Origin of the sequence: Pseudomonas sp. 22490 (assembly GCF_052044465.1) — a bacterium.
In the GTDB taxonomy this organism is placed as follows: Bacteria; Pseudomonadota; Gammaproteobacteria; order Pseudomonadales; family Pseudomonadaceae; genus Pseudomonas; species Pseudomonas aeruginosa.
The window spans coordinates 57,276-74,908 of sequence record NZ_JBQENS010000003.1; the positions used below are offsets into that span (position 1 = coordinate 57,276).

General features: G+C 65.2%; 16 protein-coding genes. 7 read left to right on the forward strand and 9 right to left on the reverse strand.

The window, feature by feature from the left end:
- Window positions 1–124 precede the first annotated feature (124 nt).
- Both ACTJJX_RS04290 and ACTJJX_RS04295 read right to left on the reverse strand, forming a co-directional pair.
- Window positions 125–1,126 (reverse strand): alpha/beta fold hydrolase, encoded by a 1,002-nt coding sequence (locus tag ACTJJX_RS04290; protein WP_003091278.1) that lies wholly within the window; start codon window positions 1,124–1,126, stop codon window positions 125–127.
- Between the two features lie 71 nt (window positions 1,127–1,197).
- Window positions 1,198–2,079, reverse strand: a complete 882-nt coding sequence (locus ACTJJX_RS04295) for a DUF6685 family protein (RefSeq protein ID WP_003091277.1) — start codon at window positions 2,077–2,079, stop codon at window positions 1,198–1,200.
- 152 nt (window positions 2,080–2,231) lie between these two features.
- Between ACTJJX_RS04295 and ACTJJX_RS04300 the strand changes: the two genes are divergently transcribed.
- Window positions 2,232–2,453, forward strand: coding sequence for a DUF2835 domain-containing protein (locus tag ACTJJX_RS04300; protein ID WP_003103227.1), 222 nt, complete (start codon window positions 2,232–2,234; stop codon window positions 2,451–2,453).
- A gap of 56 nt (window positions 2,454–2,509) precedes the next feature.
- Window positions 2,510–3,538: a quinone-dependent dihydroorotate dehydrogenase gene (locus ACTJJX_RS04305; RefSeq protein ID WP_003103236.1), complete on the forward strand. Its 1,029-nt coding sequence runs from the start codon at window positions 2,510–2,512 to the stop codon at window positions 3,536–3,538.
- An 87-nt stretch (window positions 3,539–3,625) separates the two neighbouring features.
- Here the strand turns inward: ACTJJX_RS04305 and rmf are convergent, their stop codons facing one another.
- A complete protein-coding gene (gene rmf, locus ACTJJX_RS04310) occupies window positions 3,626–3,838 on the reverse strand; it encodes a ribosome modulation factor (protein WP_003103238.1) in 213 nt (70 codons plus the stop codon).
- Between the two features lie 460 nt (window positions 3,839–4,298).
- Between rmf and rlmKL the strand changes: the two genes are divergently transcribed.
- Window positions 4,299–6,476 (forward strand): bifunctional 23S rRNA (guanine(2069)-N(7))-methyltransferase RlmK/23S rRNA (guanine(2445)-N(2))-methyltransferase RlmL, encoded by a 2,178-nt coding sequence (rlmKL, locus tag ACTJJX_RS04315; RefSeq protein ID WP_440781894.1) that lies wholly within the window; start codon window positions 4,299–4,301, stop codon window positions 6,474–6,476.
- Between the two features lie 68 nt (window positions 6,477–6,544).
- Here the strand turns inward: rlmKL and dacB are convergent, their stop codons facing one another.
- Complete coding sequence (dacB, locus tag ACTJJX_RS04320; RefSeq protein ID WP_003091272.1) at window positions 6,545–7,975, reverse strand: D-alanyl-D-alanine carboxypeptidase/D-alanyl-D-alanine endopeptidase; 1,431 nt, start codon at window positions 7,973–7,975, stop codon at window positions 6,545–6,547.
- Between the two features lie 310 nt (window positions 7,976–8,285).
- Between dacB and ACTJJX_RS04325 the strand changes: the two genes are divergently transcribed.
- The 3 genes from ACTJJX_RS04325 (at window position 8,286) to ACTJJX_RS04335 (ending at window position 11,918) form a co-directional block, all read left to right on the forward strand.
- Window positions 8,286–8,630: a YggL family protein gene (locus ACTJJX_RS04325; RefSeq protein ID WP_003091271.1), complete on the forward strand. Its 345-nt coding sequence runs from the start codon at window positions 8,286–8,288 to the stop codon at window positions 8,628–8,630.
- A gap of 425 nt (window positions 8,631–9,055) precedes the next feature.
- A complete protein-coding gene (locus ACTJJX_RS04330; protein WP_003091268.1) occupies window positions 9,056–9,679 on the forward strand; it encodes a response regulator transcription factor in 624 nt (207 codons plus the stop codon).
- 13 nt (window positions 9,680–9,692) lie between these two features.
- The gene (locus tag ACTJJX_RS04335) at window positions 9,693–11,918 is read left to right on the forward strand and encodes an ATP-binding protein (protein WP_016852660.1); all 2,226 of its coding nucleotides are present in this window, start codon (window positions 9,693–9,695) and stop codon (window positions 11,916–11,918) included.
- A gap of 10 nt (window positions 11,919–11,928) precedes the next feature.
- Here ACTJJX_RS04335 and ACTJJX_RS04340 read toward each other — a convergent pair whose 3' ends face one another.
- The 4 genes from ACTJJX_RS04340 to ACTJJX_RS04355 all read right to left on the reverse strand — a co-directional run bounded on the left by ACTJJX_RS04340 (window position 11,929) and on the right by ACTJJX_RS04355 (window position 14,427).
- Window positions 11,929–13,260 carry a deoxyguanosinetriphosphate triphosphohydrolase gene (locus tag ACTJJX_RS04340; RefSeq protein ID WP_003091265.1) on the reverse strand — a complete coding sequence of 444 codons (1,332 nt, stop codon included), beginning with the start codon at window positions 13,258–13,260 and terminating at the stop codon, window positions 11,929–11,931.
- A 116-nt stretch (window positions 13,261–13,376) separates the two neighbouring features.
- Window positions 13,377–13,700 (reverse strand): hypothetical protein, encoded by a 324-nt coding sequence (locus ACTJJX_RS04345; RefSeq protein ID WP_003103249.1) that lies wholly within the window; start codon window positions 13,698–13,700, stop codon window positions 13,377–13,379.
- A 13-nt stretch (window positions 13,701–13,713) separates the two neighbouring features.
- Window positions 13,714–14,094, reverse strand: a complete 381-nt coding sequence (locus ACTJJX_RS04350) for a phage holin family protein (protein ID WP_003091263.1) — start codon at window positions 14,092–14,094, stop codon at window positions 13,714–13,716.
- Between the two features lie 3 nt (window positions 14,095–14,097).
- A complete protein-coding gene (locus ACTJJX_RS04355) occupies window positions 14,098–14,427 on the reverse strand; it encodes a DUF883 family protein (protein WP_003091262.1) in 330 nt (109 codons plus the stop codon).
- 469 nt (window positions 14,428–14,896) lie between these two features.
- Between ACTJJX_RS04355 and ACTJJX_RS04360 the strand changes: the two genes are divergently transcribed.
- Window positions 14,897–16,105, forward strand: a complete 1,209-nt coding sequence (locus ACTJJX_RS04360) for an ammonium transporter (RefSeq protein WP_003091258.1) — start codon at window positions 14,897–14,899, stop codon at window positions 16,103–16,105.
- Between the two features lie 184 nt (window positions 16,106–16,289).
- Here the strand turns inward: ACTJJX_RS04360 and opdQ are convergent, their stop codons facing one another.
- Window positions 16,290–17,555 (reverse strand): porin OpdQ, encoded by a 1,266-nt coding sequence (opdQ, locus tag ACTJJX_RS04365; RefSeq protein WP_003091257.1) that lies wholly within the window; start codon window positions 17,553–17,555, stop codon window positions 16,290–16,292.
- Window positions 17,556–17,633 lie beyond the last annotated feature (78 nt).

Sequence of the window (17,633 nt, forward strand, 5' to 3'; positions counted from 1 at the left end):
CTTGCGCGACGCGAGCCACGCGTCGTCGCGCAGCCAGTGCAGTGAAACGCCGGCGGCAGGCATCGGTGTTGACGCCGGGCAAGGCGCGGCGAAGCCGATGGCGAGAGCGCCGCCGGTGGATGGTTCAGGGCTGGGTTTGCAGACCCTTCAGCAGTGCCTGGTGGAAGCGTTCCGGAGCCTGTATCTGCGGGGTATGGCCAAGGTCGGGGAATTCCACCAGGGTCGCCTGGGGAATCCGTCGGGCGGCGTCCTTGCCCAGTTGCGCGTAGTTGCCCAGCCTGGCTTTCAGTTCTGCCGGCGCGGCGTCCTTGCCGATGGCGGTGTTGTCTTTCTCGCCGATCAGCAGCAGGGTCGGCATCTGCAACCGGTCCAGTTCGTAGACCACCGGCTGGGTGAAGATCATGTCGTAGGTCAGCGCCGAGTTCCAGGCCACCGACTCGCGCCCCTTGCCGCGATACATGCCGGCCTGCATCTGTACCCAGCGATCGAACTCGGGGCGCCATTCGCCGGCGTAGTAGGTGGCTTGCTGGTATTGGCGAATGCCTTCGGCGCTGGTCTGCAAGTCGCGCCTGTACCAGTCGTCGACACTGCGCCAGGGCACGCCCAGGGCCTTCCAGTCCTCCAGGCCGATGGGGTTGACCAGCACCAGTCGTTCGACCTGCCGCGGGTAGAGCAGGGCGTAGCGGGTAGCGAGCATGCCGCCCATGGAATGGCCGATCACGCTGGCCCGGGCGACGCCGAGCCGTTCCAGCAGGGCGTGGGTGTTGGCTGCCAGTTGCTGGAAGCTGTACTGGTAATGGGCCGGCTTGCTCGACTTGCAGAAGCCGACCTGGTCGACGGCGATCACCCGGTAGCCGGCGTCGGCGAGCACGTCGATGGTGCGCTCCCAGGTCCCGGCGCAGAAATTCTTGCCGTGCATGAGCAGGATGGTGCGGCCGTTGGCTTTCTTCGGCGCGACGTCGAGGTAGGCCATGCTCAGCGGCTGGCCCTGGGAGGTGAAGTCCAGATAATGCACCGGATAGGCGTAGTCGAAGCCTTCCAGGCGTTCGCCGTAGACCGGCGCCTGGCTGGCCAGCGCCGGCCCGCAGGCGAGGGCGAGACAGAGACTGAGGCGGGGTAGGGACATGCGATCGCTCCTGTGTGGGTCTGCTGGAGGATGCACGTCAGGGCGCGAGCTGGCCAGTCCTGGCCGGTTGCCTACAGTTGCTTCAGATACTTCACCACGTCTGCCGCGCCAGCCGCCCGCAGACCTTCGCCGAGGGCATCGGCGCGTTCGTCGTTGCGGGGCAGCAACAGGCACTCCGGGGTTTCCGGGGTGAACAGGGCGAGTCGCGCATAGGGCAGGCCGGTATCCAGCAGCAGGCTCATGAAGGTCGGCTCGGACCAGGCCTGGGTCGGAATCCGCAGCATGTGGTAGCGCTGTTCCAGTTCGTCCAGCGCGCCGGGCTCCAGTTCGTAGCGTTCCAGGTGTGCCGGCAGCTTCAGTTCCAGTTCGCGGCGGCGGGCGTAGACGATCGCCGCGGCGAAGGCGCAGGCCTGACGTTCGCCCGCCCAGAACAGGCGCTCGCCGTGCCAGGCGGCCTGGCGCAGGCGGATGCTGTCGCCGTTGGTGAAACGCGGCAGGGCCAGGCTCAGGGCCTTGACGAAATCCTTGTAGCTGATGATCCGTACGCCCCGGCAGACCTCGGCCGTGGCCAGGTCTTCCAGGCGTGGGCAAGGTGCCTGGACGAGGATCTCGCGGCTGCATACGCCTTCGATGGTCTTCAGGTCGACCGACTCCAGGGTGGAGTGGCTGACCCGCACCAGGCGCTTGAGGACCGCGTGGGCTTCCGCCTTGTCTTCCTGGACCGGGCCGGACAGCGCGCCGCGCGGCAGGTCGACCAGGGTGTGCAGGGGCGGTCCGGCCTGCCACCAGACGCTCGGCTCCGGCCGTCGCAATGGCTGGAACGGCAGCTCGAGGGCGGCCGCCCGTTCGCGCAGCTCCCGGCCATCGCTTCGCGCGGCACCCAGGCGCAGGCGGTTGGCGAGTGCGGAAAGGCGACCGGTGAAGGTGCTGTTGCTACGCGAGTTGGAACTCATGATCGACGGAGGGCTCCTCGGGCTCGGCGACCGACGCGGAAAGGGGTGGGAGGGGACGGCGACGGTCCGTCCATTGAAGCACAGGTTCGGGCGTGACATTCAACCGCGTGGTTTGTGGCAAGCTGTCGTGGTTCATTCAAGCGGGGGGCTCCATGCCCAGTCTCATCATGGATATCGCCCTGTCCGGCGAACGCCTGCAGGCCATCTACGGCGGCAGGGCCAATCGGGTCCTGCTGCGCAGCCGCGACGGTCGCCGGGTGAACCTGCCGGCCCATCACCTGCGTCCGTTCATCGGCCACGATGGCGTGCATGGCACGTTCCGCCTCGATTTCAGCGAGGATGGCCGCCTGCTGGCGCTGCAACGCCTCGCCTGAGCGGGCGCTCGACGGCTATAATCGGCACCCTTCATTCTGCCGACCGATACCCGACCATGTACACCCTGGCCCGCCAGCTGCTGTTCAAACTGTCCCCGGAAACCTCCCACGAACTGTCCATCGACCTGATCGGGGCCGGCGGCCGCCTGGGCCTGAACCGCCTGCTGACGCCCAAGCCGGCCAGTCTGCCGGTCTCTGTGCTGGGCCTGGAGTTTCCCAACCCGGTGGGGCTGGCCGCGGGCCTGGACAAGAACGGCGACGCCATCGACGGGTTCGGCCAGCTCGGTTTCGGCTTCATCGAGATCGGCACCGTCACTCCGCGACCGCAGCCGGGCAATCCCAGGCCGCGCCTGTTCCGCCTGCCGCAAGCCAACGCGATCATCAATCGCATGGGTTTCAACAACCACGGCGTCGACCACCTGCTGGCGCGGGTGCGTGCAGCGAAGTATCGCGGCGTGCTGGGGATCAACATCGGCAAGAACTTCGATACCCCGGTGGAGCGCGCGGTCGACGACTACCTGATCTGCCTGGACAAGGTCTACGCCGACGCCAGCTACGTCACCGTCAACGTCAGCTCGCCGAACACGCCCGGCCTGCGCAGCCTGCAGTTCGGCGATTCGCTCAAGCAACTGCTGGAGGCACTGCGCCAGCGCCAGGAAGCGCTGGCGCTGCGGCATGGCCGGCGGGTACCGCTGGCGATCAAGATCGCCCCGGACATGACCGACGAAGAGACCGCGCTGGTCGCCGCGGCGCTGGTCGAGGCGGGGATGGACGCGGTGATCGCGACCAATACCACTCTCGGCCGCGAAGGCGTGGAAGGCCTGCCGCATGGCGACGAGGCGGGTGGCCTGTCCGGCGCGCCGGTGCGGGAGAAGAGCACGCACACGGTGAAGGTGCTGGCCGGCGAGCTGGGCGGACGGCTGCCGATCATCGCCGCCGGCGGTATCACCGAGGGCGCGCACGCGGCGGAGAAGATCGCCGCCGGGGCGAGCCTGGTGCAGATCTATTCGGGTTTCATCTACAAGGGACCGGCGTTGATCCGCGAAGCGGTGGATGCCATCGCCGCTTTGCCGCGGCGGAATTGAAAAGGGCTCCTTGCGGAGCCCTTGGGCTTGCGCCCGCCGCCCGGATGGGGCGTGCCTTGGGGAAATCGGTGCTATCCGTGTTGTCGCTTACACGTGCTGGAGTTGATTGAGACGTTGTAAGCCGGCCGTGCCAGTGAGGCCGTCCCAGTTGTCGCCACGGCCCTCGCGCCAGCCGTTGAGCCAGGACTGCCGCGTCGTAGGATGGGTGAACGGACAAAGATCACGAGATTTACCGGTTATGCCGTTCTGATAACCACGCAAGAAGGCTCTTTCCAACGGATCACGCTTAAGTCTTCTCATAGGGTGTTGCCCTCACTTGTTGACTGTTATGTCCCGTTGGCCCCCAGGGGAGGCCTGGCGAAGCTTTCGCCGAAAGGGGTCGTTGCCGGCGTGACGACCCTCGCCCGACACCGTTGCGGTGGCGGATTAACTGGAGTTCTAACCAAAGCGTTCAGGCGTGTGAATGACCGATTTGTCATAAAGACTTAACGCTTTCGTCGATAGGGCCATATGTTGCAGGCTCATGACGCCTGGTTTCCGGCGCTAACGCCGTAGGGTCGCGGGGTTGCGCCTTATAACGATTTGCACCCCCACCAATTGAGATTTCCTCGCATTCCGACGAAGGGTCGCCCAGACTGCGACTCGGGGTCGCAGCGAGCAACGCCGGGAGCGTTCCGGCAATCGAACCACGGCACCTGGTGCCAAAGAAGTGCCCATGAGGGTGCTTCCACTGACAAGGGCTACGGCCCGGGAAGGCGATATGGCTGATGTTTACGAATTGTTTCTGACCTGCCCGAAAGGCCTGGAAAGCCTGCTCCTCGAAGAGGCGCAGGGGCTCGGCCTGGACGAGGCGCGCGCCCAGGTGTCGGCGGTGCGCGGGCAGGGCAGCCTGGAGGTGGCCTATCGCCTCTGCCTGTGGTCGCGCCTGGCCAACCGGGTCTTGCTGGTGCTGGCGCGATTCCCGGTGGAGAACGCCGAGTCCATGTACATGGCGGTCCACGCGGTGAACTGGGAAGACCACCTGGACGCCGGCGGCACGCTGGCGGTGGAGTTCAGCGGCAAGGGCTCGGCCATCGACAACACCCATTTCGGGGCGCTGAAGGTCAAGGATGCGATCGTCGACAACCTGCGCGAGCGCTCCGGCCGACGCCCGTCGGTGGACAAGGTCAATCCGGACGTGCGCGTCCACCTGCACCTCGACCGCGGCCAGGCGACCCTCTCCTTGGACCTCTCCGGGCATAGCCTGCACCAGCGCGGCTATCGTCTGCAGCAGGGCGCCGCGCCGCTGAAGGAGAACCTGGCGGCGGCGGTGTTGATCCGTGCCGGCTGGCCGAAGATCGCCGCCGAGGGCGGTGCCCTGGCCGACCCGATGTGCGGCGTCGGCACCTTCCTGGTCGAGGCGGCGCTGATGGCTGCCGATATCGCGCCGAACCTCAGGCGCGAGCGCTGGGGCTTCAGCAATTGGCTAGGTCACGTGCCGGCGCTGTGGCGCAAGCTCCACGAGGAAGCCCAGCAGCGCGCGGCGACCGGCCTGGCCAGGCCGCCGTTGTGGATTCGCGGCTACGAGGCCGACCCGCGCCTGATCCAGCCGGCGCGCAACAATATCGAGCGTGCCGGAGTGGCCGACTGGGTGAAGATCTACCAGGGCGAACTGGCGACTTTCGAGCCGCGCCCGGACAAGGGCCAGACCGGCCTGGTGATCTGCAACCCGCCCTATGGCGAGCGTCTCGGCGACGAAGCCAGCCTGCTGTATCTCTACCAGAACCTCGGCGAGCGCCTGCGCCAGAGCTGCATCGGCTGGAGCGCCGGGGTGTTTACCGGGGCGCCGGAACTGGGCAAGCGCATGGGCATCCGCAGCCATAAGCAATACGCGTTCTGGAACGGCGCGCTGGCCTGCAAGCTGCTGATGATCCAGGTCGAGCCGCGCCAGTTCGTCACCGGCGAGCGTGGCGAACGCAACGACGAAGGCCTGGCGCGGGCGCCGAGCGAGCCGGCACGGCTGAGCGAGGGCGGGCAGATGTTCGCCAATCGCCTGCAGAAGAACCTCCGGCAACTGGGCAAATGGGCGCGCCGCGACAAGATCGAGTGCTATCGCCTGTATGACGCCGACATGCCGGAGTATGCCCTGGCGGTGGATATCTACGGCGATTGGGTTCACGTCCAGGAGTACGCCGCGCCCAAGTCGATCGATCCGGCAAAAGCCCAGGCGCGCCTGTTCGACGCCCTGGCGGCGATTCCGCAGACCCTGGGCGTTGCCCAGGAGCGAGTGGTGGTCAAGCGCCGCGAGCGCCAGGCCGGCAAGAAGCAGTACGAACGGCAGAGCAGCGAGGGCAAGTTCCTCGAGGTGGGTGAGGGCGATGTGCGCCTGCTGGTGAACCTGACCGATTACCTGGATACCGGGCTGTTCCTTGATCACCGGCCGATGCGCCTGCGCATCCAGAAGGAGGCGGCCGGTAAGCGCTTCCTCAACCTGTTCTGCTATACCGCCACGGCCACCGTACATGCGGCCAGGGGCGGCGCGCGCAGCACCACCAGCGTCGACCTGTCGAAGACCTACCTGGACTGGGCGCGCCGCAACCTGTCGCTCAACGGCTTTTCCGACAAGCAGCGCCTGGTGCACGGCGACGTGATGGAGTGGTTGCGGGAAGACGATGGCCAGTACGAACTGATCTTCATCGACCCGCCGACCTTCTCCAACTCCAAGCGCATGGAAGGCGTGTTCGACGTGCAGCGCGACCACGTCGAACTGCTCGACCTGGCCATGGCGCGGCTGGCGCCGGGCGGGGTGCTGTATTTCTCCAACAACTTCCGCAAGTTCGAACTGGACGAGAGCGTGCAGGCCCGCTATGCGGTCGAAGAGATCACTGGCGAAACCCTCGATCCGGATTTCGCGCGTAATCCGAAGATCCATCGGGCCTGGAGAATCACCGTTCGCTGAGGCGAGCGGCATTCATGCAAAAGGCCGCCGGCGGGCAACCGCTGGCGGCCTTTTTTTCGTACTGCGCCTTATTTCCGCGCGTGCAGGCTCAGCAGTACCTGGTCGAGGATCGCCGAAGCGCCCCACGGCCGCGGGCTGTTGAGGATCGCCACCACCACCCAGTTGTGGCCGCTGGCGTCGCGGCTGAAGCCGGCGAGGGCGCGCACGGTGTTGAGGGTGCCGGTCTTCACGTGCGCCTCGCCGACCAGTGCGGTGCGCCGCAGGCGTTTGCGCATGGTGCCGTCGAGGCCGGCCAGCGGCAGCGAGGAGATGTACTCCGCTGCATAGGGGCTGTGCCAGGCGGCTTGCAGCATCGCCGCCATCTCACGGGCGCTAACCCGTTCCTGGCGCGACAGTCCCGAGCCGTTCTCCATCACCAGGCGCGGCGCGGTGATGCCCTTGCGCGCCAGCCACTGCCGCACCACCCGCTGCGCGGCCTGGGCGTCGTCGCCGTCGGCGCTGTTGCGGAACTGCGCGCCGATGGAGAGGAACAACTGCCGGGCCATGGTGTTGTTACTGTATTTGTTGATGTCGCGGATGATCTCGACCAGGTCTGGCGAGAAGGCCTTGGCGATCAGCGTGGCGTTGCGCGGTACGCTGCCCTGGCGGTCCTTGCCTAGGATGCTGCCGCCCAGTTCCTGCCAGATGCCGCGCACCGCGCCGGCGGTGTAGCCGGGGTGGTCGAGCAGCGACATGTAGGTCTGCGCGCTACAGCCCTGGGGAATCTGTCCGGTGGCCAGCAGGGTGGTGCCGTCGAACTGGGTCACCGGGCTGAAGCGCAGCTTCGGCCAGGCTGGGCAGGTGGCCGGCGCGGTCATCTTCACCTGGTTGTCGATGCGTACGTTGGCCAGCGGCGGGTCCATCTGCACGTTGACCTTGTTGCCGTCGGTGCGCACCACCATGCGCACGCTCTTCAGGTTGACCAGCAGCGAGTCCGGACCGACCAGGAACGGCTTGGTGTCGTCGCCGCCGTCGTCGTTGAATACCGGCAACTGCGGGATGTTGAAGTAGCTGCGGTCGAGTACCAGGTCACCTGTGACCTTGGTCACGCCATTGGCGCGCAGGTCGCGCATCAGCAGCCAGAGCTTCTCCATGTTCAGTTTCGGATCGCCGCCGCCCTTGAGGTAGAGGTTGCCGTTGAGCACTCCGTTCTTGAGCTGGCCGTCGGTGTAGAACTCGGTCTTCCACTGGTAGGTCGGGCCGAGCATTTCCAGGGCGGCATAGGTGGTGAACAGCTTCATGGTCGAGGCCGGGTTCACCGATACGTCGGCGTTGTAGTAGGTGGGGTTGCCCGGGCCGTCGAGCGGAATCAGCACCAGCGACAGATCGTTGCCGGTCAGCTTGTTGGTCTGCAGGGCTTTCTGCACGTTGGCCGGCAGGGTGGCGTTGACCTGGGCGAGGGTGGGAAGGGCGAAAGGCAGGAGCGTGGCGAAGGCAAGAGTACGCAGCGACTTGAACATTAATGAAGAACCCTTGAAGACGGAGGGTAGAAAATGAAATGAAGATGAAAAACGAAGCGAACCTGAAAAAAGAGACGGACATCACGCGAAGAGGCCGTCTTGCTCATTATGCCGCAAGGCGGATAACGATGCGCTGGAGTTTCGCGGAGTTCGCCGTCATATCGCCGAATGGTCGGAACTGGTAGAGTGCGCCGGCAATCCGGCCGCGCCGCGCGGAGCTTGCCGGGGTTCGTCCGCGGCTCCAGCGGCGTCGGCTACTGTCTGTAATGCGAGGCTCCGCCAATGGAGCGTCAATCCAGGAGATGCCGCCATGGCTACTAATCGTTCCCGCCGCCTGCGCAAGAAATTGTGCGTCGATGAATTCCAGGAGCTGGGTTTCGAATTGAACTTCCACTACAAGGAAGGCGTGGATGCCGATGCGGTGAACGCTTTCATGTTGCGCTTCATCGATCAGGCGATCGAAGCCAACGAACTGACCTATGGCGGCTGCGACGAATTCGGTTTCGTCTGCCTGGCGCGCCGTGGCTCGGTCAATGAAGAGCAGCGGGCCCTGATCGAGGCCTGGTTGAAGCAGCAACCGGAACTGGCCAGCGTCGAGGTCGGCGCGTTGGTCGACGCCTGGTACCCGGAACAGCCTGTCCTGCCGAAGCTCTAAGCGATAGCGCCGCCATCCCGCCCGAGGATGGCGGTCGCGTCTTCCCTCCCTTTCGATCCTGCTCCGGCGCTATCTGGCCCGGCGCCCGTCGTGCTTCCCTTTGCCCTGCCAAGGCATGTCGGCGGCTTGTGGCCGTACATGCGGATAGCAATACTCCGAAACCCCTGACGAACTATTCAACTCGCTCTGGCAGATAACGAGCCGGGAAGGCGCGTATATATGCGGGTGTTTTTCATGCAGATAACCAGGCCAATTGCTTGGCAATATACGAGGTTTTGAATTCGCCGTAAGAAATAAATTAAGTTTCCGTGAGAATATTCCTTAAAGTATATGAGTTGCCATCGAGTATCTCGACAATATGGCTCCCGTCTATATCTTGCTCAGGAGAATTTTTTCTGAATTTTTATTGGCAAGGAAATCAGACAATGAGCCGTATCCTGATAGTCGACGATCATCCCGTGATTCGCATGGCCATGAAGATGTTGCTGGAAGCCGAAGGGCACCAGATCGTCGGCGATACCGATAATGGCGTGGATGCCATCAGCCTCGGGCGGGAGCTGAAGCCGGACCTGGTCATCCTCGATATCGGCATTCCCAGGCTGGACGGCCTCGAGGTCATCAGCCGCCTGATGGTGCTGGCGTTGCCCCTGAAGATCCTCGTCCTGACCGGCCAGAGCGCCTCGCTCTTCGCCCTGCGCAGCATGCAGGCGGGCGCCGCCGGGTTCGTCTGCAAGCAGGGCGGACTGGCCGAACTGGTGACGGCGGTGAATGCGGTCGCCTCGGGATACAGTTACTTTCCCAGCTCGGCCATGCGTCCTGTGCAACAGGGCGCCTATTCCGACGATGTGGAATTGCTCGGACGCCTGTCCGATCGCGAAGTATCGGTATTGCAATACCTCAGCCAGGGTTATTCGAACAAGCAGATATCCGAGCAGATGTTTATCAGCAACAAGACCGTCAGCACTTACAAGGCGCGCTTGTTGTTGAAGTTGAACGCCGGCTCGCTGGTGGATCTCATCGAGTTCGCCAAACGCAATACGCTTATCTAAGGGCCGGAACCGAATGAAGTTCCAGAAACGCAGTGCGTGCATGCTCGGCCTGCTTCTCATATTCGCCTGCATGGCGGGATATGCCGTTCCGGCGAGGGCGACGGCTGGCGAATATTCTTCCATGCTCCGGATTCCCGCTCCGGATCGTCCGGGGGACGCCGATGTGGTCGACGAAGCGCCGCTACGCCAGGCTGCCGACGGGCTGAGCTCGCCATCCCCTTCCAGCCTGGTGCTCGGCCTGCTGGTGGCCTGCCTGGTCTGCGTCGGATGCCTGGGCTGGAATACCGTCCTGCAGCTCAGGCTCAGGCGTTGGCAACGTACCGAAGCCGACCTGAGCGGCCGCCTGGCATTGAAGCAGGCGCTGGTCGACGGGATTCCCTACCCGGTGAGCATCCGCACGCTCGACGGTCGCCTGCTGGCCTGCAACCGCAATTACCTGGAAAGCCTGCGGATGACCCGTGAGCAGGCCCGCGGCACCCTGTTGACCGATTCCGACTGGGTCGAGGGCAGCAAGGCACGGCTCATGCACCAGCAGTGCCTGGCGGTGGCTCGGGGAGGAACGGCGAGCTTCACCGACATGGCGGTGCGCATCGGCGGGCAATTGCTGGAGATCCACCATTGGGTCACGCCCTACAGGGATCGCCAGGGCCGGGTGCTCGGCCTGATGAACGGCTGGATCGACATCACCGAACGGGAGCGCCTGGCCCGCCAGTTGCGCGAGGCGATGCGCCAGGCGGACGAGGCGAATCGGGCGAAGAGCGTCTTCCTGGCGACCATGAGCCACGAGATCCGTACGCCGATGAATGCGGTCATCGGCATCCTCGAACTGGTCCTGCAGCGCCTGGCGCCGGAGCAGCGCGAGCGCGCCTCGCTGGAGGTCGCCTACGAGGCAGCGGGGTCGCTGCAACTGCTCATCGGCGACATCCTCGACGTCGCCAAGATCGAGTCCGGTCACCTGACCCTCACGCCCGAGCGGGTTCGCCTGCGCCATGTCGTGGAGTCGGTGCGCCGCATGTTCGAAGGCCTGGCCCGGCAGAAAGGCCTGAGGCTCGTTGTGGAGCTGGACGATGCCCCGGGACGGGACGTGCTGATCGATCCCCTGCGCTTCAAGCAGGTGCTCTCCAACCTGGTGAGCAATGCGATCAAGTTCACCGAGCGGGGACAGGTGACGATCCGTCTCCAGGAAAGGAGCCTGGACGAGGGGAGGGCGATCGTCCGGGTGGACGTGGAGGATTCCGGTATCGGTATCGCTCCGGCGGACCAGGCGCGCCTGTTCCAGCCTTTCATCCAGGTGGCCAAGGGACGCACGGTGCAGGGCGGGACCGGTCTTGGGCTGGCGATCTGTCGGAAGTTGGTGGACCTCATGGGCGGCGATGTCGAGATGCACAGCGAGCCGGGCAAAGGCACCCGGGTGTCGCTCGACCTGCTCTTGCGCCAGTGCGGGCCGAAAATGCCTGAATCCGGCCAGGACCCGCTGGCAGCATCCATGGAGCCGTCTCGCCGCCTGCATATCCTCATCGCCGACGACTATCCGCCCAACCGGGTACTGCTGCGCCAGCAACTGGAGTTTCTCGGCCACCGGGTGGCGGAAGCGGACGATGGCCAGGTGGCGCTGGAGCTCTGGGCCGACGAGCGCTTCGAGGTGCTGATCAGCGACTGCAACATGCCGCGCCTGAACGGCTATCAGCTGGCACGCAGGATACGCATCCAGGAACGGTGCGAGCGACGCGCGCCGATCCTGATCCTCGGCTATACCGCCGACGCCGAGCCGGACGAGGTACAGCGCTGCCGCGACGCGGGCATGGATGATTGCCTGTTCAAGCCGCTCGGCCTGGAGACCCTGCGCAACTACCTCGCGACCTCTTTCGGACGCGACGCCGCGCAGCCCCGGGGGCTCTATGATGCAGCCGCTCTCAGCAGCCTCGGCGGCGGCCGCCCGGAACGGCTGCGCGAACTGCTGGAGACCCTGCTAGGCAGCAACCGTCAGGACCTCCAGCGCCTTGCCATCCTCCTGCGCGAGAGCGACAGGACCCGGCTCGCCGAGCATGCCCACCGCATCAAGGGCGCCGCACGGATGATCGGGGCGCGTACCCTGCTGGAGGCCTGCGAGGCCCTGGAGGACGCCTGCCGGCGAAGTGGCGACGGGGAGTGCCTGCAGGCGCCTGGCGAAAGACTCCGGCTGGCCCTGGAGGCGTTGCAGGAGGAACTCCAGGAGCAGTTGGCGGCCGCTGCGGTATGAGCCCTTCCTTTCAGGAGGGGCTCGAGCGTCCGGTCATTTCCCGGGCCATTTCCGTGGCGTAGCTGTCGGTCATGCCGGCGATGAAATCGATCACCTGGAGGAAGGCGCGGTACAGCGGCCACTGCGGGTCGGGCGCGTTGCGTCCGAGCAGGTCGAGGATGCGCCGGTTCTTGAACGACGGCGTATGCCCGCCGTATTGCTCCAGCGCGGCGCCACAGAAGGCGTTGAGGAGGATCTCCAGAGTGGTGTAGGCGCCGATCTCGTGGAGGGTCTTGCGCTTGTCCTGGAAGATCTTTTCCCGGGCGATGGCCTTGGCCCGCTGCACGCAGAGCTTGGCCGGGCCATGCATGTGTTCCACCAGGTCGCCGGCAAGCTGCCCGGCGAGCAGGGCCTGCTGCTGGTCGACGAAGGCACGGGCGGCGGCATTGGTCAGGTGCTCGATGGCCTTGCCGCGGAGGATCGCCAGCTTGCGCCGGCGGGAGTCCCTGGGGCCGAGTTGGCGATAGGTGTCGGGCAGGTCGTCGCCGACCAGGCCGAGCAACAGCGCCTCGACCTCGCTGTATTCGAGCAGCTCCATTTCCAGGCCGTCTTCGAGGTCGATCAGGCCATAGCAGATGTCGTCCGCCGCTTCCATCAGGTAGACCAGCGGATGGCGAGCCCAGCGCTCGTCGTCGAGTTGCGGCATGCCGAGCTTATGGGTGATCTGCTCGAGCAGCGGCAGTTCGCTCTGGTAGCAGCCGAACTTGTGCTTCTTGTAGCCCAGCGCTTCGGCGTGGCGCGAGGTCCAGGGGTACTTCAGGTAGGTACCCAGGGTTGCGTAGGTCAACCGCGTGCCGCCGTCGAACTGGTGGTATTCCAGTTGGGTGAGGACCCGGAAGCCCTGGGCGTTGCCTTCGAAGTGGAGAAAGTCGGAACGCTCGGCGTCGCTCATCTCGTCCAGCCAGCCACGTCCGGCGGCTTGCTGGAACCAGTTGCGGATCGCGTCTTCGCCGGAGTGCCCGAATGGTGGGTTGCCGATGTCGTGGGCCAGGCAGGCCGACTGGACGATGACCCCGAGGTCGCTGGGGTCGCACCACTCGGGTAGTTCCTCGCGGAGGATCTCGCCGACCCGCATGCCCAGCGAGCGGCCGACGCAGGCGACTTCCAGGGAGTGGGTCAGGCGGGTGTGGATGTGATCGTTGCTGGAGACCGGATGGACCTGGGTCTTGCGTCCGAGGCGGCGAAACGCGCCGGAGAAGATGATCCGGTCATGGTCCTTGTGGAAGGCGCTGCGGCCCAGTTCATCGTTGCTGTGTACCGGCTTTCCGAGCCGTTCGCGGGTGAGCAGGGTCTGCCAGTCCATCGGGAATTCCAGGGATGCGCTGAGGCGATGCGGACACGCTAACGGTTTGCCTTGGCAAGCTCAATCGTCGCGTTGGGGAAACGGAGGGCGCCGACCGTTGCCGGTCGGCGCATCCTTCAACGGCCTTTCTGCTTGCGCAGGCCGAGCAACAGCGGGGCCAGGGCGACGCCCAGGCGCAGCAGACGCTGCCAGCGTCCGCCCTTGCCAAGCAGTACGCCCAGCAGTGCGGCTCCGCCGGCGCCCCAGAGCGCCGCATTGCCACCGCCGAACAGTTGCTGGCTGAGGTTGTGGCCCAGCCCCTGGGCCTGGCGGAAGGGTTGCACCAGCAGTTGGCTTTCGCGGCGCAATTGCTGGCGCTGCATTTCCAGGCGCAGGCGGATCACCGCCTTGCGCAATTCGCGACGCGACAGGCCGGTCGCGTTCACCGGTAGTTGGCTCATGCGCGTTTCCTTGTCATGGCAGCAGTCGCTCGCGGTCGTTGGCCAGTTCTTCCAGGGTGGCGCTGAACGGCGAGCTTTCGTCGTTGATCGACTGGTACAGGCGCCAGCCGCAGAACAGCGAGCCGATCACGTAGAACAGGCACAACCCGAGCGCCGCTGCGAGCCGGTTGGTGTCCCAGAACACGATCAGCACCAGCAGCGACAGGCCGACCAGCAGGAGCAGGGCGAATACCAGGGCCAGCCCGGCGAACAGCAGCAGGCGCAGGGTGTTGGCCTTCTGTTCCTGCAGCTCGATGCCGAACAGCTCGACGTGACCGTGCAACAGGCCGAGGAAGGCGGCGCCGAAGCGCCGCAGGGAGGGGCGGCCGTCCGCCGGGTCCTTTCCTTCGCTCATGGCTCAGCGCCGGCTGACCAACAGGCCAAGCAGGAAGCCGACGCCGGCGGCGATGCCGATGCTCTGCCAGGGGTGTTCGCCGACGTACACCTCGGTGGCGTCCACCGCGGCCTGGCTGCGTTCGCGGACGTTGTCCTTCAGCGAGTCCTTGGTGTCGCGCAAGGTATCGCGAGCGCGCTTGAGGCTGTCGTGGATCTTGCCGCGGATTTCTTCGGCCTGGTCGCCCGCCACGTCGGCGGTGCTTTGCAGGAGTTTCTCGGTATCGGCGACCAGTGCCTGGAATTCAGCCAACAGTTCATCCTTTGCAGCGTTTGCAGTGGTCTTGCGGGGCATGACGAGCTCCTCTGGTCATGGGGTGTGTTTTTTTCGAGCCGAGCGCGGGGCGGAAGGTTCAACCGGTGGGTAATTTCCGCGCGTTGCCGGTCGCTCCCGGCGTTCCTTTCATTAAAGACTGCCACAGCGTGCCTGTCGGCGCGGCTGCGGCGAGATGACGCCCATCCGGCTGCCTCGCAACGGGGCGCGAACTGGTATGGCGCTTGCAATTCCTTGGTGCGCACGTCGGCCGGAATGCCCCTTGCGAGGGCGCCAGGCGCTCCCGGAGGGTACTTCGGGATGAACGTCCAACCCAATGAAAATCAAGGAAAGTCCGGGAGCTTTCCATGCTGCCTCAGGCACCTTGCGAAACGTCTGCCGAAGAAAAGCGGCGGTTCGCACGACGACTACTGCTTCGTCATGGTGCGTTGAAGGGCGGGCGTGGGCGTTTCTGGTGCTTTCTCTCTACGCGCGAAGGCTGCCTCAATCCATGGATAACCTGAATAGTGCGGTGCAAGTCCTGATCCACGGCTCCAATACCCTGTTCATCCTGCTCGGAGCGGTGATGGTGCTGGCGATGCACGCCGGCTTCGCCTTCCTCGAGGTGGGCACCGTGCGCCTGAAGAACCAGGTCAACGCCCTGTCGAAGATTCTGTCCGACTTCGCCATCTCGGCGCTGGCCTATTTCTTCGTCGGCTACTGGATTGCCTACGGCGTGACTTTCTTCCATCCGGCGGCGGCGCTGACCGTGGACAGTGGCTATGCGCTGGTGAAGTTCTTCTTCCTGCTGACCTTCGCCGCGGCAATCCCGGCGATCATCTCCGGCGGCATCGCCGAGCGTGCCAGGTTCGGTCCGCAGTTGTGCGCCACGGCGCTGATCGTGGCCTTCGTGTACCCGTTTTTCGAAGGCTTGGTGTGGAACGGCAATTTCGGCTTGCAGGAATGGCTGAAGCTGGAGTTCGGCGCGCCCTTCCACGATTTCGCCGGCTCCGTGGTGGTGCATGCGCTGGGCGGCTGGCTGGCATTGGCGGCGGTGCTATTGCTGGGCAGCCGCAACGGCCGCTATCGCGACGGCAAGCTGGTGGCGATGGCGCCGTCGAGCATCCCGTTCCTGGCACTGGGGTCGTGGATCCTGATCATCGGCTGGTTCGGCTTCAACGTGATGAGCGCCCAGACCCTCGCTGGGGTCAGCGGGCTGGTGGCGGTCAACTCCTTGCTGGCGATGGTTGGCGGCACCATGGCGTCGCTGCTGATCGGCCGCAACGACCCGGGTTTCCTGCACAACGGTCCGCTGGCCGGGTTGGTGGCGGTGTGCGCCGGTTCCGACCTGATGCATCCGATCGGCGCGCTGGCTACCGGCCTGGTGGCGGGGGCCCTGTTCGTCTGGGCGTTCACCGCGACCCAGGTGCGCTGGAAGATCGACGACGTCCTCGGTGTCTGGCCGTTGCACGGTCTTTGCGGGGTCTGGGGCGGGATTGCCTGCGGCATCTTTGGCCAGCAGGCATTGGGTGGGCTCGGCGGGGTGAGCCTGGCCAGCCAGGCGCTCGGCAGCCTGCTGGGGGTGACGGTGGCTTTCGCCGGCGGCCTGTTGGTCTATGGGCTGATGAAGGCGCTGCTGGGCATCCGCTTGAGCCAGGAGGAGGAGTACTACGGCGCGGACCTGTCGATCCACAAGATCGGCGCGATCAGCCACGAATGAGGGGGCGGACTTCCTTGGTCCGGTGGGGTATCGGCGGATAACGCCCCAGGCGCTATCCGTCCTGCACGCTGCGAGCGAGGCATCCCGCCATGAAAGAGGCCACCCAAGGGTGGCCTCTTCGTTCCGCCGCGGGGCTCTGGGGAGGGGCGGATGGCCGTAGCGCGGCTATCCGCGGGGCCTGCCGTTACCAGAGCGGCAGCGTGTAGCTGACGATCAGGCGATTTTCGTCGTAGTCGTTGGTGTAGTTGGTGCGCATGGTCGCGTTGCGCCACTTCACCCCGAGGTTCTTCAACGGGCCGCTCTGGAACACGTAGGCGATGTCCATGTCGCGTTCCCATTCCTTGCCTTCGCCCGAGGTGGTCAGCAGGTCGATGTTGTCGCCCTTGACGTAGCGGGTCATGAAGGTCAGGCCGGGAATGCCGACGCCGGCGAAGTTGTAGTCGTAGCGCGCCTGCCAGGATTTCTCGTCCTTGTTGGCGAAGTCGCCGATCTGGATGAAGTTCACCAGGTAGGGGTCGGCGCCGTTGATGTAGGCGAAGCCGGTGTCGCCGCTCATCTTCTGGTAGCCGACGCCGAAGGCGTGGTAGCCGAGGCTGTAGGTGAACATGGCGTTGAGCGCCTTGTTGTCGACGTTGCTGGAACCGTCGTCGGTGGAGCGCGCCCAGCGGATGTCGGATTTCAGCGACTGCTTGTCGGCGATCGGCAGGGTGTGCACCAGGCCGAGGTAATGCTGCTTGTAGAAGTTGTCGAGCTTGCCGTAGTGGTAGCTGGTGCTGAGGTTGTCGGTCCACTTGTAGCTGCCGCCGGCGAAGTCGAACTTGTCCGAAGTCAGCCCGGAACGGACCACGATGTTGCGCTTGCCGCCACCGGTGATGGTCATGTCCTCGTTGTCCGAGGAGTCGCGCTGGTTGACCTTCTTCAGGCGCCCGGCGTCGAGGGTCAGGCCGTCGATCTCCATGGAGTTCAGCGCGCCGCCCTGGAAGGTCTGTGGCAGCAGGCGGCTGTCGTTGGGCATGATCACCGGCAGCTTGGGGGTCAGGGTGCCGATCTTCAGGGTGCTCTTCGACGCCCGCAGCTTGGCGGTGATCCCTGCCTCGCCATAGTCGTCCTGGGCGCGGCCGGTCTCGCGGTCGCGCTTGAGCAGGCCGGTGCCGCTGCGGTCGGGGCTGGAGTCGAGCTTCACCCCGAGCAGGCCGATGGCGTCGACGCCGAAACCGATGGTGCCCTCGGTGTAGCCGGACTCGTAGCGCAGGAGGAAGCCCTGGGCCCATTCCTCGGCCTTGGACTGGCTGGCGCCTTCCTGGCGGAAATCACGGTTGAAGTAGAAGTTGCGGAGTTCGATGCTGGCCTTGCTGTCCTTGATGAACTCGGCATGGGCCAGGGTTGGGACGGTAATGCTGGAACCCAGCGCGGCAAAAGCCACGGCACGGGCGATCGGGGTCATGCTCATTGTTATTGTCTCCTCGAGCGCTTGGGGCAGGCCGATGGCGGCGGCGTGACGCCACGTCGGCCTGTGACAGCCCGGTTA